Here is a 13,563-nt window from a genome sequence, read left to right on the forward strand (position 1 = left end):
GCCACCCTAGGGCGTCGTCGCAACCGTCGTCAGCGAGGTCCGGCGCCGCCGCCGACGACCGCCCCGCCCTCGGCTGGCTTCGCCCGCAGCCACGACAGGTCACCGTCGTGGGTGTTGGTCGCCAGGACGTACGGCCGGTCCGGCGCGAAGCGGATCACCGACACCGACGCGGGGTCGACGTGGATGCGCTGGAAGAGGTCGAGGTGCAGGCCCAGGGCGTCGGCCAGCAGCGCCTTGATGATGTCGCCGTGGCTCACCGCGACCCACACGGCCTCGGCACCGTGCTCGGCGGTGACAGCGGCGTCGATGCGTCGTACCGCCGACACCGCACGGTGCTGCATCACGACCATCGACTCCCCGCCGGGGAAGCTGACGGCGGACGGCTGCTGCTGCACCGTGCGCCACAGCGGGTCCTTGAGCAGCTCCTTGATGGGCTGGCCCTGCCAGTCGCCGTAGTCGCACTCGGCGAGCGCCTTCTCGGAGCGGGCCCGCACCGCGGGGTGGCCCGCGCCGCGCTGCGCGTCGGCGACCGCCTTCGCGGTCTGCTTGCAGCGCTCCTGGGGGCTGGTGACCAGGCGCGCGATCGGCACGGCGGCGATCCTTGCCCCCGCCCGCGCTGCCTGCTCGACGCCGGTGTCGTCGAGCACGACCCCGGGCGTGCGTCCGGCGAGCACGCCGGAGGCGTTGGCGGTGGTGCGCCCGTGGCGCACCAGCAGGAGCGTGGCCATGGCGGCGAGCCTAGAGCAGCCCCGGTCGAGCGGGACTAGCGTGGGCGCCGTGATCGTCGACAGCGCCGTCTACCGCCACGGCGTCCGGCTGCCGGTGGACTGCCACCGGCAGGACTACCGCGCGCTGCGCGAGGCCGCCAGCGCCGAGCACGACTTCGTCTGGGTCGGCCTCTTCGAGCCCTCCCACGACGAGCTCTCCGACATCGCCGACGCCTTCGACCTCCATCCCCTGGCGGTCGAGGACGCGGTGGTCGCCCACCAGCGCCCCAAGCTCGAGAGGTACGACGACAGCCTCTTCCTCGTGCTCAAGACGCTCTGGTACGTCGACGAGGACGACGCCGTCGAGACCGGCGAGATCAACGTCTTCATCGGCCGCGACTTCGTCATCACCGTCCGCCACGGCCGGGGGTCGGCGCTCAGCGACGCCCGCCACGACCTCGAGCAGAAGCAGACCGTCCTCGACCACGGGCCGTCCGCGGTGGTCTACGCCGTGTGTGACGCCGTCGTCGACGGCTACACCGCCGTGGTCGCCGAGCTCCAGGTCGACGTCGACGAGGTCGAGGAGTCGGTGTTCTCCGAGGAGCGCACCAACGACGGCAACCGCATCTACGTGCTCAAGCGCGAGATCTCCGAGGTCCGCCGCGCGGTCCTCCCCCTCCGCGAGCCGATGCGACGGTTCGCCACGGGGTCGGTCGACCTCATCGAGGCCGAGGCCGCCCCCTTCTTCCGTGACGTCAGCGACCACCTCGCCCAGGCGGCCGACGAGGTGGACACCCTCGACGGCCTGCTGTCCACCGCCTTCGACGCCCATGTCGCACAGATCGCAGTCCAGCAGAACGACGACATGCGCAAGATCTCCGCCGGGGCGGCCCTGGTCGTCGTACCGACACTGATCGCGGGCGTCTACGGCATGAACTTCACGCACATGCCGGAGCTGGACTGGACCTTCGGCTACCCCTTCGCGCTGCTGCTGATGGTGGCCACGGCGGCGGGGCTGTGGGTGCTGTTCAAGCGGTCGGGGTGGTTCTGAGGGGGCCGGAGCCATTGCGGTTTGGTCCCAAACCGCAACATTTCGGCCCTTGGAGCTGCAGTTCCTGCCCAATCGGCGCCTGCTCGACCTCTCCGGTCGCGGGCCGCATCAGGCGGTCAGCACCCCGGCGGCGAGCAGGGCCAGGACACCGGCGCCGAGCAGGACGCGGTAGATGACGAACGGGGTGTAGGACTTCGTGGTGACCCAGCGCAGCAGCCAGGCGATGGCGGCGTAGCCGACGACGAAGGACACGACGGTCGCGGTGATGGTCGGGCCCCAGCCGTAGTCGGCCTGCCCGGGGACGGCCTCGCCGACGTGGCCGATCTCCTTGAGCTCGAAGAGCCCGGCGCCGACGACGGCCGGGATGGCGAGCAGGAAGGCGAAGCGGGTGGCGGCCTCGCGCTCGTACCCGAGGAAGCGGCCCATCGACAAGGTGGCGCCGGAGCGGGAGACCCCGGGGATCAGCGCCATCGCCTGCGCGCTGCCCATCAGGAGGGCGTCGCGGAGGCTCATCTGCTTGATGACCTTCTGGGTGCTGCCGATGCGGTCGGCGATGCCGAGCACGATGCCGAGGATGATCAGGGTGCAGCCGATGAGCCACAGGTTGCGGAAGTGCTCCTCGATGACGTCCTTGAGCAGGATGCCGAGGATCACGATCGGCAGGGAGCCGACGATGATGAACCAGCCCATCCGGGCGTCGAGGGCGCCGCGGTACTCCGGCTTGAACAGTGACAGCACCCACGCCCGGGCGATGCGCCAGATGTCCTTGCGGAAGTAGATCAGCACCGCGAGCTCGGTCCCGATCTGCACGACCGCGGTGAAGGCGGCACCGACGTCGCCCCAGCCGAAGAGCTCGGGGAAGATCCGCAGGTGCGCACTGCTGGAGATCGGCAGGAACTCCGTCAGGCCCTGGAGCACGCCGAGGAACACTGCCTGCAGGTAGTCCGCCACGGGAGAGCATCCTAGGGACCTCCCGGTGACGGTCCGCGCGCCGCCCACCGGCGTGCCCGGGCCACGAGCGTGCCGGTGGCCGGATACCTTGTCCCCCATGCAGCAGCGGTACGTCGGCGCGAGCGGCCTGAGGGTGTCTCGCCTGGCCCTCGGCACCATGTCCTGGGGCACGGAGACCGACGAGCACGAGGCCCGCGACCAGCTGGCCGCGTTCGTCGAGGCCGGCGGTACGACGATCGACACCGCTGCCGGGTACACCGGTGGGCGCTCGGAGGAGCTGATCGGCTCGCTCCTGGGCGACGTCGTGGCCCGCGACGACGTGGTCCTCGCCACCAAGGCCGGCGTGTCGCGCCGGGGCGGGGAGCGGGTGACCGACACCTCCCGCGGCGGCCTGCTGAGGACGCTGGACGCGTCGCTGCGGCGGCTCGGGACCGACCACGTCGACCTGTGGCAGGTCCACGTGTGGTCCGACCAGGTGCCGCTGGAGGAGACGCTGAGCGCGCTCGACGTCGCGGTGAGCAGCGGGCGGGCGGCGTACGCGGGCATCTCGAACTACAACGCCTGGCAGACCGCCCGCGCGGCGACGCTGCAGGAGGCGGTGCCGGGGCGGACCCGGCTGGTGTCCACCCAGGTGGAGTACTCCCTGGTCAACCGGCGCATCGAGCGCGACCTGCTCCCGGCGGCCGAGGCCCTCGGGCTGGGCGTGCTGCCCTGGTCACCGCTGGGCCGCGGCGTGCTGACCGGCAAGTACCGCACCGGCATCCCCTCGGACTCGCGTGCCGCGTCGAGCACCTACGGCGCCTTCGTGGAGACCTACCTCGACGACCGCAGCCGCGGCATCGTCGAGGCGGTGGCCCGCGCGGCCGACGGCCTCGGCTGGACCCCGCTCGAGGTGGCCCTGGTGTGGGTGCGCGACGCCCCCGGCGTCACCGCGCCGGTCGTGGGCGCCCGGACGGCCGCCCAGCTCAAGGTCGCGCTCGGGAGCGAGGAGAAGGTGCTGCCGGCGGAGATCCGCAGTGCGCTGGACGACGTGTCAGGAGGTGCGGCGTGAGCGTGTCGATGCTGCGGCCGGGCGTGATGCGCGGCCTGGGCCGAGGGGTCGAGTGGGAGTTCGACCGGGTCACCTTCGACCGCGGGTGGTCCCGCAACATGGTCGCCAAGCTGCTCGTCGAGCGTGCCGAGCACGGCGGCTGGGAGCTCGACCGGGTCCAGATCGGCCCGGACGGCAAGCGCCGCGTCGTGCTGCGCCGCAAGATCATCCGCGCGGTCCGCACCGCCTGACGACGCCGACGAGCCCGCCTCCCGGTGGGAAGGCGGGCTCGCGCGCGGACCCGGCCGAATGGCGTCAGCCGCCCGGCAGGCCCTGGCTCAGCGGATCTGCTCCAGGAACGCTGCGACGTGCGTGCGCAGGTCCGCGGAGAGTCGCGAGAGCTCCAGCGACGCGCCGGTCATCTCGCTGGCGCCGGTGCTCGTGGCGACGGTCGCCTCGCCGATGGCGGTCACGTCCTCGTTGACGCCCGACACCGCACCCGCGGCCTCGGTCGTGGTCCGGCTGAGCTCGGCGGCGGCGTGCCGCTGCTCGCCGACCGCCGTGGCGATGGCCGAGACGTTGTCACCCATGCCGCGCACCGCGGAGCCGATGGTCTCGATCGCGCCGACCGCGGCGCCGGTGGCCGCCTGGATGGCGTGCACCTGCTGCTCGATCCGGCTGGTCGCGTCGGCGGTCTCCGACGCGAGCGTCTTGACCTCGGACGCCACGACGGCGAAGCCCTTGCCGGACTCCCCCGCGCGGGCCGCCTCGATGGTCGCGTTGAGCGCGAGCAGGCGGGTCTGGCTGGCGACCTGGCTGATCAGGTTGACCACCTCGCCGATCTCCTGCGAGGCGGTCGCCAGGCTCTGCACGGTGCCGCGGACCTGGTCGGCCTCGGCGACCGCGCGCTTGCCGGCCTCGTCGGACTGGCCGGCCTGCTCCTCGATCGCGCGGACCGTGCTGACCAGCTGCTCGACGGCCGCAGCGGCGACGGTGACGGCGTCCGCCGCGGTGTGGGAGTTCTCCGACACCTGGACCGCACGGGTCGCGGTGCCCTCCGCGTTCGCGGCGAGGGTGCGCGAGGACGCCTCCATCTCCGCGGCCGCGGCGGCGACCTGGTCGGAGAGGCCGAGCACGGCCTCCTCGAAGCCGTCGGCGAGCTCGAGGCGCAGGCGCTCCTGCTCGGCGAGCTGCGCGTTGGCGTCGGCCATCGCCGCGATGGCGGCGTTGATGGTCACGGCGCCGGCCTTGAACGAGCCCAGCATGCCGCGGACCAGGAAGCGGCGGTAGAACTTGCCGTCGGCGGCGTACTGCAGCGACGCCGACGACTCGCGGACGTAGGCGTCGGTGCGGTCCAGCAGCGCGTTGACCGCGGACCGGGCCGCGAGCAGCTCGGGCTCGTCGCCCATCCGCGCGACGCGCGGCTCGAGGTCTCCCTCGGCGGCCGATCGGCACACCTCGGTCACGGCGCGCAGCGCCTGCCGGTACCGGTCGAGCTCGGCACGCAGCGCGGCCTCGGTGTCGACAGCGTCGGTGTCGACAGCGTCGACGGTGGTGACGTCGGTGGTCTCGTTGCCCAGCACGGCGGTCATGCGGCGGCCCTCCCGGCGTCGGTGTCGTTGGTCAGCGCCCAGACCCACTCGTCGTACGACGCACCGGCGGCCTCGAGCTCCCGCTCGAGCGCCTGCTTGCCGGCCTCGACCGCCTCGCGGGCCGAGGCGTGGCGGGCCTCCTCGTCGAGGAGTCGGCGGTAGAGCGCCGTGACCTGGGTGATCGCCTCGGGCGAGGCGGTGCGGCGGTTGGAGTGGTAGCCGACGACCGCGCCGGCGGTGTCGAAGGTCGGCGTCACGTGCGCCAGCACCCAGTAGTGGCTGCCGTCGGCGCTGAGGTTCACCACGTAGGCGAAGATCTCCTCGCCCGACGAGATCCGCTCCCACAGCAGGCGGAAGACGCCGCGCGGCATGGAGGGGTGGCGGATCACGTTGTGGGGCTGGCCGACGAGCTCGGCCTCGTCGTAGCCGCTGATCTCGACGAACAGGTCGTTGACGTAGGTGAGCCGGCCCTGAAGGTCGGTCTTGGAGACGATGATCTGGTCGGGGTGGAAGGTCTTCTCCACGCCCGTCGGGGTGATTGTCCGCCGCGCCATCCGCGCGCTCCTCTCGGTGCTCCTCGGGTACGAGGTCACCGCTGCCATCGGCCGGGCGGCGCGGAAGGTGAGGACCCCGACCCAGCGCGGGACGAAGGTCCCCCCACCGGGGTCCGTGGGGAGGGCGCTCAGGCCTCGTCGAGGAAGCGGTCCATCACGCGGGTGCCGAACTCCAGCGCGTCCACCGGGACCCGCTCGTCGACGCCGTGGAAGAGCGCGGTGAAGTCGAGGTCCTCGGGGAGCCGCAGCGGCGCGAAGCCGTAGGTGCGCATGCCGAGCCTGGTGAAGTGCTTGGCGTCGGTGCCGGCGCTCATCAGGTAGGGCGCGACCAGTGCGTCGGGGTCCTCGGCGAGCAGGCTGCGGCTCATCGCGTCGACCAGCGCTCCGTCGTACGGCATCTCCCAGGGGGGCTGGTTGGAGACGTAGTCGATGTCGATCCCCTCCCCGACCAGCTCGGCCAGGGTCGCGAAGAACTCGTCTTCGAAGCCGGGCAGGAAGCGGCCGTCGACGTGGGCGGTCGCCTCGGTCGGGATGACGTTCACCTTGTAGCCGGCGTCGAGCATCGTCGGGTTCGTCGAGTGGCGCAGCACGGCGCCGAGCATGCGGGCGGCCTCGCCGAACTCCTCCATCAGCGCCGGCGCGTTCTCCGGGGTGGCTTCGGTCCCGGCGAGCTCGGCGACCGAGGCGAGCAGGGTCTGCATGGTCGGCGTGAGCCGGACCGGCCACTCGTGCGCGCCGATCCTGGCCACCGCGGCGGCGAGCCGGGTGACGGCGTTGTCGCGGTTGATCATGGATCCGTGGCCGGCGCGGCCGCGCGCGGTGAGCCGCATCCACGCCATGCCCCGCTCAGCCGCCTCGATCAGGTAGAGCCGGCGCCCGCGCACGGTGGTGCTGAAGCCGCCGACCTCGCCGACCGCCTCGGTGCAGCCGTCGAACCAGTCGCGGTGGTCGGTGACGAGCCGCTCCGCGCCGAGGKGGCCGCCGGCCTCCTCGTCCGCGGTGAAGCACAGCACGACGGGGCGCTCCGGCACGCGGCCGGTCCGCTGCCGCTCCCGGACGACGGCCAGCAGCATGGCGTCGAAGTCCTTCATGTCGACGGCCCCGCGGCCCCAGACGTAGCCGTCGTGCACCTCGCCGCTGAACGGGTGGACCTGCCAGTCCTCCGCCGCCGCGGGTACGACGTCGAGGTGGCCGTGCATCAGCAGGGCGTCCGGCCGCCCGCCGGCCCCGGTGCCGCCCCAGCGGGCGAGCACGTTGGCCCGTCCCGGAGCGGTCTCCACGACCTCGGCGGCGATCCCGACCTCGTCGAGCAGGCCGGCGACGTACTCGGCGGCCTTGCGCTCGCCGGGGCCCTCGTCGCTGCCGTAGTTGCTCGTGTCGATCCGGATCAGCTCGCGGCACAGGTCGACGACCTCGGTGGAGGCGGAGGTGGGTGCGGGCATGCGGCCATGGTTGCACGCCCCCGCAGGGGCAGACACCGGACCGTCGCCTCGCCTAGTCTCCTGCCGTGGCTCCCCCGACCTGGCAGCCGTACTCGCCCGACGACGACCCGAAGGACGAGCCGGAGGTCCCTGCCGTCCCGGCGTACCAGCCCCCGCCGGAGCCGAGGCCGGTGCGCTCGCTCGAGGAGCGCACCATCCGGCGGACCGGCCCCGGCGCGGCGGTCCGGCGCTTCGCGGTGCCACTCGGTGTGCTGGCGATCGTCGGCGGCACGTGGGCGACGGTGGACGGCGTGCGTTCCGAGCCCGACGAGCGCCCGCAGACGGTGGAGGGCTTCCGGGAGCTGCTCGAGGACCTCGAGGACGAGACCGGCAGCACGGAGGCCCTCCGCGCCGTGGTCTACCCCGGCTACGCCATCGTCAACGTGCCGGTCGCGGAGGGCGACGACCGCTACGACGCCTACTGGTGGGACGGCGACCTCGACGAGTGGAGCAAGGGCACGGCGCGCGACGAGGAGCCGTTCGACCTCGCCGACGTCGACCCGGCGACCTTCGACGCGATGCTGGAGGCGGCGGAGGGGCTCGTCGAGGACCCGCGCGACTGCTACCTGATCATCGAGAAGCCCGACGACGGCCAGGACGGCTGGATCCTGGCCTACGCCAACAACGAGTACAGCCAGGGCGGCTACATCACCTACGACCTCGACGGCACGGAGCTGCGCCGCACGACCTGGTGACCGGCCGCCCGTCCAGCGGCCGGTTCAGCTGCCGAAGCCGACGATGGGGAGCCGGTACGCCGCCGGGGCGTGGTCCGGCACGGCCGGGTTCTTCGGTGCCACCGGGGCGATGCGGGCGTAGCGCGAGCCGAGGGCCGGCCGCGGGTCCGCCTCACCCTTGTTCGGCCACATCGAGACCGCCCGCTCGGCCATCGCCGTGATGGTCAGCGACGGGTTCACACCGAGGTTCGCCGCGACCGCCGAGCCGTCGATGACGTGCAGGCCGTCGTACCCGTGCAGGCGGTGGTAGGGGTCGATCACGCCGTCGTCCGGCGACTCGCCGATGGGGCAGCCGCCGACGAGGTGGCCGGTCATCGGGATGTTGGCCAGGTCCGCCCAGGTGCCGCCGGGGATGCCGTCCATCTCCTCGCCGACGTTGCGCGCGGTCTCGTGCGCCTGCGGGATCCACACCGGGTTGGCCTCACCGATGCCCTGGCGGGTGGTGAGCACCTTCCCCCACGGGCGCCGCTTGAGGTACGTCGTCAGCGAGTTGTCGAGGCTCTGCATCACCAGCAGCACGATGCTCTCCTCCGACCAGTGCCTCGGGTCGTGCAGCTTGGGCAGGTCGCGGCGGTGGCGCCACATCTCGCGGAGCCCGGCGGCGGCGCGCGGGGTGCGGCCCTCGGGCTTGTCGGTCAGGATCGCCTGCATCAGGTTGAGCAGGTTGCTGCCCTTGCCGTAGCGGACCGGCTCGACGTGGGTGTGCTCGTCGACGTGGATCGACGAGGTGATCGCCACGCCCTGGGAGTAGTCGACGTCGTTGCCGCGCGCGCGGACCGAGATGATCGCCTCGGAGTTGGTCCGGGTGAGCTCACCGAGCCGCGGAGAGATCTGCGGCAGGCTGCCGCCGTCCCGCAGTCGGTGCAGGAGGCGCTGCGTGCCCAGCGACGCGGCCGAGAAGACGACCTGGTCCGCGGTGAAGACCTGCTTGCCGCGCCGCAGCTTGCCCTGCGTACGACGCGTCGTCACCGTGTAGCCGCTGCCGGGTCGCGGCTGCACGTCGGTGACCGTGGTCATCGCGTGGACGCGCGCGCCCGCCTGCTCGGCGAGGTAGAGGTAGTTCTTGACCGTCGTGTTCTTCGCCCCCACGCGGCAGCCGGTCATGCAGGCACCGCAGTCTGTGCAGGTGGTCCGCTCCGGCCCCGCTCCGCCGAAGTAGGGGTCGGGGACCTTCTCCCCCGGGCGGTCGCCGAACAGCACACCCACGTCGGTCGGGTGGAAGGTGTCGCCGACCCCCATCTTCTCGGCGACGGACTTCATCACGTGGTCCGACGGCGACATGTGCGGGTAGGCCGCCACGCCCAGCATCCGGCGCGCCTGGTCGTAGTAGGGCGCGAGCTCGTCGGCCCAGTCGGTGATGCCCGACCAGTGCTTGTCCTCGAAGAAGGCCTGCGGCGGCTGGTAGAGCGTGTTCGCGTAGACGAGCGACCCGCCGCCCACGCCGGCGCCGGAGAGCACGACGACGTCCTTGAGCAGGGTCATCCGGAGCAGGCCGTAGCAGCCGACCGCGGGGTTGAAGACGTAGTCGCGGACCTTCCAGGAGGTCGTGGGGAGCTCGTCGTCGCGGAAGCGGCGGCCCGCCTCCAGCACGCCGACGCGGTAGCCCTTCTCGGAGAGCCGCAGCGCGGTGACGCTGCCCCCGAAGCCCGAGCCGACGACGAGGACGTCGTAGTGGGTCATCGGGCTGCCACCTCCGCCACGACCTCGAAGTCGGCGGCGTCGAAGCGCCCGGTCCGCTTCTGGTACTCGGCGACCGTGCCGGGCCAGTTGGTGCTGATCCGGCCGCTCGCGTCGCGGTACCACGACTGGCAGGAGGTCCACACGCTGTGTCCCAGGCGCGACTGCACCTCCTCGTCGTACGCACGGGCGGTGTCCTCGCGCACCGCGATCGGGCCCGCCTCGGCGATCCGGGCGACCGCCTTGGTGATGAACCCGGCCTGCGCCTCGAGCATGTTGATGATCGAGCTGCCGCCGAGGTTGGTGTTGGGGCCGTAGAGGATGAAGAAGTTGGGGAACTTCGGCACCGAGATGCCCAGGTGCGCCTGCGTGCCGGCCTCGGCCCAGTAGTCGTGCAGGCGGCGCCCGCCGACCCCGGTGATCTGCATCGGGGCGAGGAACTCGGTGGCGGCGAAGCCGGTGCCGTGGATGAGCACGTCCAGCTCGTGCAGCACGCCGTCGGCGGTGCGGATGCCGGTCGGCTCGACGGCGGTGATCGCGTCGGTCACGACGTCGACGTTGTCGCGGGACAGCGCGGGGTACCAGTTGTTGGAGAAGAGCAGGCGCTTGCAGCCCAGGTCGTAGTCGGGCACGAGCTTGGCGCGCAGGGCGGGGTCCTTGACCTGCAGCCGCAGGTGCACCTGCCACGCCTTGTGGAGCAGGTCCGCGAGCCGGCCGTTGTCGTCGAGCGTCTTGTTGAGCTGCTCGGTCAGGTGGAAGACGGCCGTGCGGGTGAGGCCGTGCAGCTGGGGCAGCAGGGAGAAGCGGCGCAGCGCCCACGTCGAGTAGGTGCTGTCGGGCTTCGGCACGACGTACGGCGCCGAGCGCTGGAACACCGTCAGCTCGGCGACCTGCGGGGCGATCTCCGGTACGAACTGGATGGCGGAGGCGCCGGTGCCGATGACGCCGACCTTCTTGCCGGCAAGGTCGACGTCGTGGTCCCACGTGGCCGAGTGGAAGGACGGGCCGGCGAAGCTGTCGATGCCGGGGATGTTCGGGATCGAGGGGCGCGAGAGCTGGCCGACGGCCGAGACGACGACGTCGGCACGCAGCTGCTCGCCGTCGGCGAGGGTGACCGTCCACTGGCGGGACTCCTCGTCCCAGTCCGCGGTGGTGACCTCGGCACCGGTGCGGACGAGCTCGAGCAGGCCGCTCTGCTCCGCGTGCTCGCGGATGTAGCGGTGGATCTCGTCCTGGCGCGCGTAGCGGTGGCTCCAGTCGTGCTTCGGCGCGAACGACCAGGAGTAGAGCACCGACGGCACGTCGCAGGCGGCACCCGGGTAGGTGTTGTCGCGCCACACGCCGCCCACGTCGTCGGAGCGCTCGAGGATGGTGATGTCGGTGACGCCCGCCTCCCGGAGGTGGTGGGCCGCCGCGAGGCCTCCGAAACCGGCGCCGATGATGATGACCGTGGGCTGCATGCCGTGAGCGTAGGTTCCCGGAGGCACCCGCGTGGAGCGGACTTCGGACACGGAGTCCATAATTCCGGCCATGTTCGATCCGCCGGCCACCCGATCGTGGGAGTTCCCGCGCCAGGTGGCCGGGGTCGCCCTCCTCGTGGCGGCCGGCCGGGACGCCGGGGTCGCCGAGGACGTGCTCCTCCGTGGGAGCGGCCTGGCCGGGCGCGACCTGGCGGACCACCAGACCGAGGTCACCGCGCAGCAGGAGCTCCGGGTGGTCCGCAACCTCCTCACTGCCGCGCCGTCGACGACGGGCGTCAGCGTCGGCGTGCGCTACCACGCGTCGACCTTCGGCCCGCTCGGCTTCGCCCTGATCAGCAGCGCCACGCTCGGGGACGCCGCCAACCTGACCTTCCGCTTCCTCGACCTCAGCTTCACCTTCAGCGTGCCGTCGGCCAGCCTCGACGGGGACCAGGTCGTCATCGGGGTCGACGACCGCGGCCTGCCGGCCGACGTACGACGCTTCCTCGTCGAGCGTGACCTGACGGCGATCTGGACCGTGCTGCGCGAGATCGCCGGCGGCGCCCCGCGGCTCACCTCCGTGGCGCTCCCCCACGAGCCGACCGAGGTGGCGCCGTACCGCGCCGCCTTCGGGGTGCGCCCGACGTGGACGAGCAGCGGGCGGGCCGAGATGCGCCTGGACGCCGCCTGGCTCGACCACCCGCTCCCCCAGGCCAACCCGCACGCGTTCGCGATGGCGGAGTCGCTGTGCCGCGACCTGGTCGCCAACCGGCGCAGCCGCTCCGGTGTCGTCGAGGACGTGCGGATCCTCGTTGCCCAGCGACTCGCGGACGGAGCGCCGATGGGGGCCGTCGCCGCCGCCCTCGGCCTGAGCGAGCGCTCCCTGCGCCGCCACCTGACCGACGCCGGCACGTCCTACCGCGGGGTGCTCGACGAGGTCCGTCGCAGCGCCGCCGAGGAGCTGCTCGCCGACCGGAGCCTGCGCGTCGACGACGTCGCGCACCAGCTGGGGTACGCCGAGGCGACCAGCTTCGGCGCCGCCTACCGGCGCTGGACCGGACGGTCCCCGAGGGCCTAGGCCGGGTCGGTCACGTCGGCGACCCTCGCGCCGAGCGCCGACAGGAGCTCGCCCGCGTCGAGGGTGAGCGCGACTCCGTGGGCGCCGCCGCCGACGGAGATGGTGCCGGTGACCCGCTCATCGGCGACGACCGGGAGCCCGGTGGCCGAGCCCAGCGGCGTGATCGTGCCGCGGACGTAGCCGGTGACCTCCCGCGCCGCGTCCGCCGACGGCATCGACAGCCGGTTGACGCCGAGCAGCGCCCGCAGCTTCGGCCACGCGATCCCGCGGTCACCCGGCACCAGGACGAACCGGTGGTCGCCGTCGCTGACCCGGACCACCATCGTCTTCMCCMCCTGCCGCGGCTCGACGCCGCGCACGGCGGCTGCCTCCTCCAGCGAGCGCACCGGACCGTGCCGGACCACGGTGAAGGTCAGGCCGAGCGCCTCCGCGGCGGCGATCGCCCGGACTGACTGGTCGGTGGGGTCGTCGGTCGAGTCGTCCACGGGAGCAGCCTAGGTCCGCGGTGCCAGCCGGTCCGGCGCGCGCAGGTAGCGCTCCGTCATCACCCGCTGCACGAGCCGGGTCGGGCAGCGTGCCGTAGGAGAAGCCCCTCCGGTCCGCCTCCCCCATGACCGCCACCACCCGGCAGGTAGCCCGCACCGCAGCCGGCCCGAACCCGAGGCGCATGTCGACGACCGCGCCCGCCTCGGCCGGGCCGGACGCCCTCACCCGGATGCCGACCGCCTCGTGGACGCGCCAGGAGAGCAGGTCGTCGGCCGCAGCGTCGAGGTCGGTACGGCGCAGGGTGACCGTGCGAGTGAACGGGGTGAAGCCGGCGGGTGGGTCGGTCGGGCTCGATGGGCGGGGGTAGGTCAGTGGGGCTGCCCTCAGGCGGGCCGCGGTGGTGGGGTCGAGGGGGTCCACGTGGGACATGGTGCCTTGACGGGTGGTGATGTCAGTCGGCTGCGGTTGGCATGGCGGAGCGGGCGGCTCGTTCGCGAGATGGAGGATCTCGGTGGGCCGAGATCGCCGGACGCTTCGGTGGGTGAGTGGTTGCGTTCCGAAAGGGCAGCGACGAGGGAGCTGGGTGGATGGTCGGGTCCGGCGGTCGGGCTGCGGTCCGCGCACAGAAGCGGCCGAGGCCGGAGCGGACCACCTCCGACCGCCGGCCACAATTGTGCTTCTGACCTGCGGATTCATCGACGCCAGGTCTTGTCGTCGAACACGTGTTCGACTAGAATCGGGACATGTCAGCACCCGCAGCGC

General features: G+C 72.6%; 13 protein-coding genes and 1 pseudogene. 5 read left to right on the top strand and 9 right to left on the bottom strand.

Annotated features, from left to right (window positions below; all coding sequences use genetic code 11):
• Positions 1-29: 29 nt before the first annotated feature.
• The gene (locus tag L615_RS02080; protein ID WP_145723943.1) at positions 30-728 is read right to left on the bottom strand and encodes an MSMEG_4193 family putative phosphomutase; all 699 of its coding nucleotides are present in this window, start codon (positions 726-728) and stop codon (positions 30-32) included.
• Positions 729-777: 49 nt separating this feature from the next.
• Here L615_RS02080 and corA point away from each other — a divergent pair, with 49 nt between their 5' ends.
• Positions 778-1,758 carry a magnesium/cobalt transporter CorA gene (gene corA, locus L615_RS02085; protein ID WP_145723944.1) on the top strand — a complete coding sequence of 327 codons (981 nt, stop codon included), beginning with the start codon at positions 778-780 and terminating at the stop codon, positions 1,756-1,758.
• 108 nt (positions 1,759-1,866) lie between these two features.
• Here the strand turns inward: corA and L615_RS02090 are convergent, their stop codons facing one another.
• On the bottom strand, positions 1,867-2,709 hold the full coding sequence (locus tag L615_RS02090) for an undecaprenyl-diphosphate phosphatase (protein ID WP_028654898.1): 843 nt from the start codon (positions 2,707-2,709) through the stop codon (positions 1,867-1,869).
• A 97-nt stretch (positions 2,710-2,806) separates the two neighbouring features.
• On the opposite strand from L615_RS02090, the gene L615_RS02095 reads away from it, so the two are divergent.
• On the top strand, positions 2,807-3,760 hold the full coding sequence (locus L615_RS02095; protein ID WP_145723945.1) for an aldo/keto reductase: 954 nt from the start codon (positions 2,807-2,809) through the stop codon (positions 3,758-3,760).
• Positions 3,757-3,990 carry a DUF5703 family protein gene (locus tag L615_RS02100; RefSeq protein WP_396954691.1) on the top strand — a complete coding sequence of 78 codons (234 nt, stop codon included), beginning with the start codon at positions 3,757-3,759 and terminating at the stop codon, positions 3,988-3,990. Before L615_RS02095 ends, L615_RS02100 begins: the two co-directional genes overlap by 4 nt.
• 87 nt (positions 3,991-4,077) lie before the next feature.
• On the opposite strand, the gene L615_RS02105 is transcribed toward L615_RS02100, so the two are convergent.
• The 3 genes from L615_RS02105 to L615_RS02115 all read right to left on the bottom strand — a co-directional run bounded on the left by L615_RS02105 (position 4,078) and on the right by L615_RS02115 (position 7,327).
• On the bottom strand, positions 4,078-5,331 hold the full coding sequence (locus tag L615_RS02105; protein WP_145723946.1) for a methyl-accepting chemotaxis protein: 1,254 nt from the start codon (positions 5,329-5,331) through the stop codon (positions 4,078-4,080).
• Positions 5,328-5,885 carry a PAS domain-containing protein gene (locus tag L615_RS02110; RefSeq protein WP_036517153.1) on the bottom strand — a complete coding sequence of 186 codons (558 nt, stop codon included), beginning with the start codon at positions 5,883-5,885 and terminating at the stop codon, positions 5,328-5,330. Before L615_RS02110 ends, L615_RS02105 begins: the two co-directional genes overlap by 4 nt.
• A gap of 128 nt (positions 5,886-6,013) precedes the next feature.
• Positions 6,014-7,327: a M20/M25/M40 family metallo-hydrolase gene (locus L615_RS02115; RefSeq protein ID WP_145723947.1), complete on the bottom strand. Its 1,314-nt coding sequence runs from the start codon at positions 7,325-7,327 to the stop codon at positions 6,014-6,016.
• A 65-nt stretch (positions 7,328-7,392) separates the two neighbouring features.
• Between L615_RS02115 and L615_RS02120 the strand changes: the two genes are divergently transcribed.
• Positions 7,393-8,061, top strand: a complete 669-nt coding sequence (locus tag L615_RS02120) for a hypothetical protein (RefSeq protein WP_028654893.1) — start codon at positions 7,393-7,395, stop codon at positions 8,059-8,061.
• 24 nt (positions 8,062-8,085) lie between these two features.
• On the opposite strand, the gene L615_RS02125 is transcribed toward L615_RS02120, so the two are convergent.
• Both L615_RS02125 and L615_RS02130 read right to left on the bottom strand, forming a co-directional pair.
• The gene (locus tag L615_RS02125) at positions 8,086-9,780 is read right to left on the bottom strand and encodes a GMC oxidoreductase (RefSeq protein WP_145723948.1); all 1,695 of its coding nucleotides are present in this window, start codon (positions 9,778-9,780) and stop codon (positions 8,086-8,088) included.
• On the bottom strand, positions 9,777-11,237 hold the full coding sequence (locus L615_RS02130; protein ID WP_145723949.1) for an NAD(P)/FAD-dependent oxidoreductase: 1,461 nt from the start codon (positions 11,235-11,237) through the stop codon (positions 9,777-9,779). Before L615_RS02130 ends, L615_RS02125 begins: the two co-directional genes overlap by 4 nt.
• Positions 11,238-11,307: 70 nt before the next feature.
• On the opposite strand from L615_RS02130, the gene L615_RS02135 reads away from it, so the two are divergent.
• Positions 11,308-12,315, top strand: a complete 1,008-nt coding sequence (locus tag L615_RS02135) for an AraC family transcriptional regulator (protein WP_028654890.1) — start codon at positions 11,308-11,310, stop codon at positions 12,313-12,315.
• Here L615_RS02135 and L615_RS02140 read toward each other — a convergent pair.
• Complete coding sequence (locus L615_RS02140) at positions 12,312-12,800, bottom strand: aminoacyl-tRNA deacylase (RefSeq protein ID WP_145723950.1); 489 nt, start codon at positions 12,798-12,800, stop codon at positions 12,312-12,314. The genes L615_RS02135 and L615_RS02140 overlap by 4 nt on opposite strands.
• A gap of 91 nt (positions 12,801-12,891) precedes the next feature.
• Positions 12,892-13,497 (bottom strand): annotated as a pseudogene (locus L615_RS24550) (DUF1990 family protein); the annotation flags it as partial.
• Positions 13,498-13,563 lie beyond the last annotated feature (66 nt).

Origin of the sequence: Nocardioides sp. J9 (assembly GCF_007829375.1) — a bacterium.
In the GTDB taxonomy this organism is placed as follows: Bacteria; Actinomycetota; Actinomycetes; order Propionibacteriales; family Nocardioidaceae; genus Nocardioides.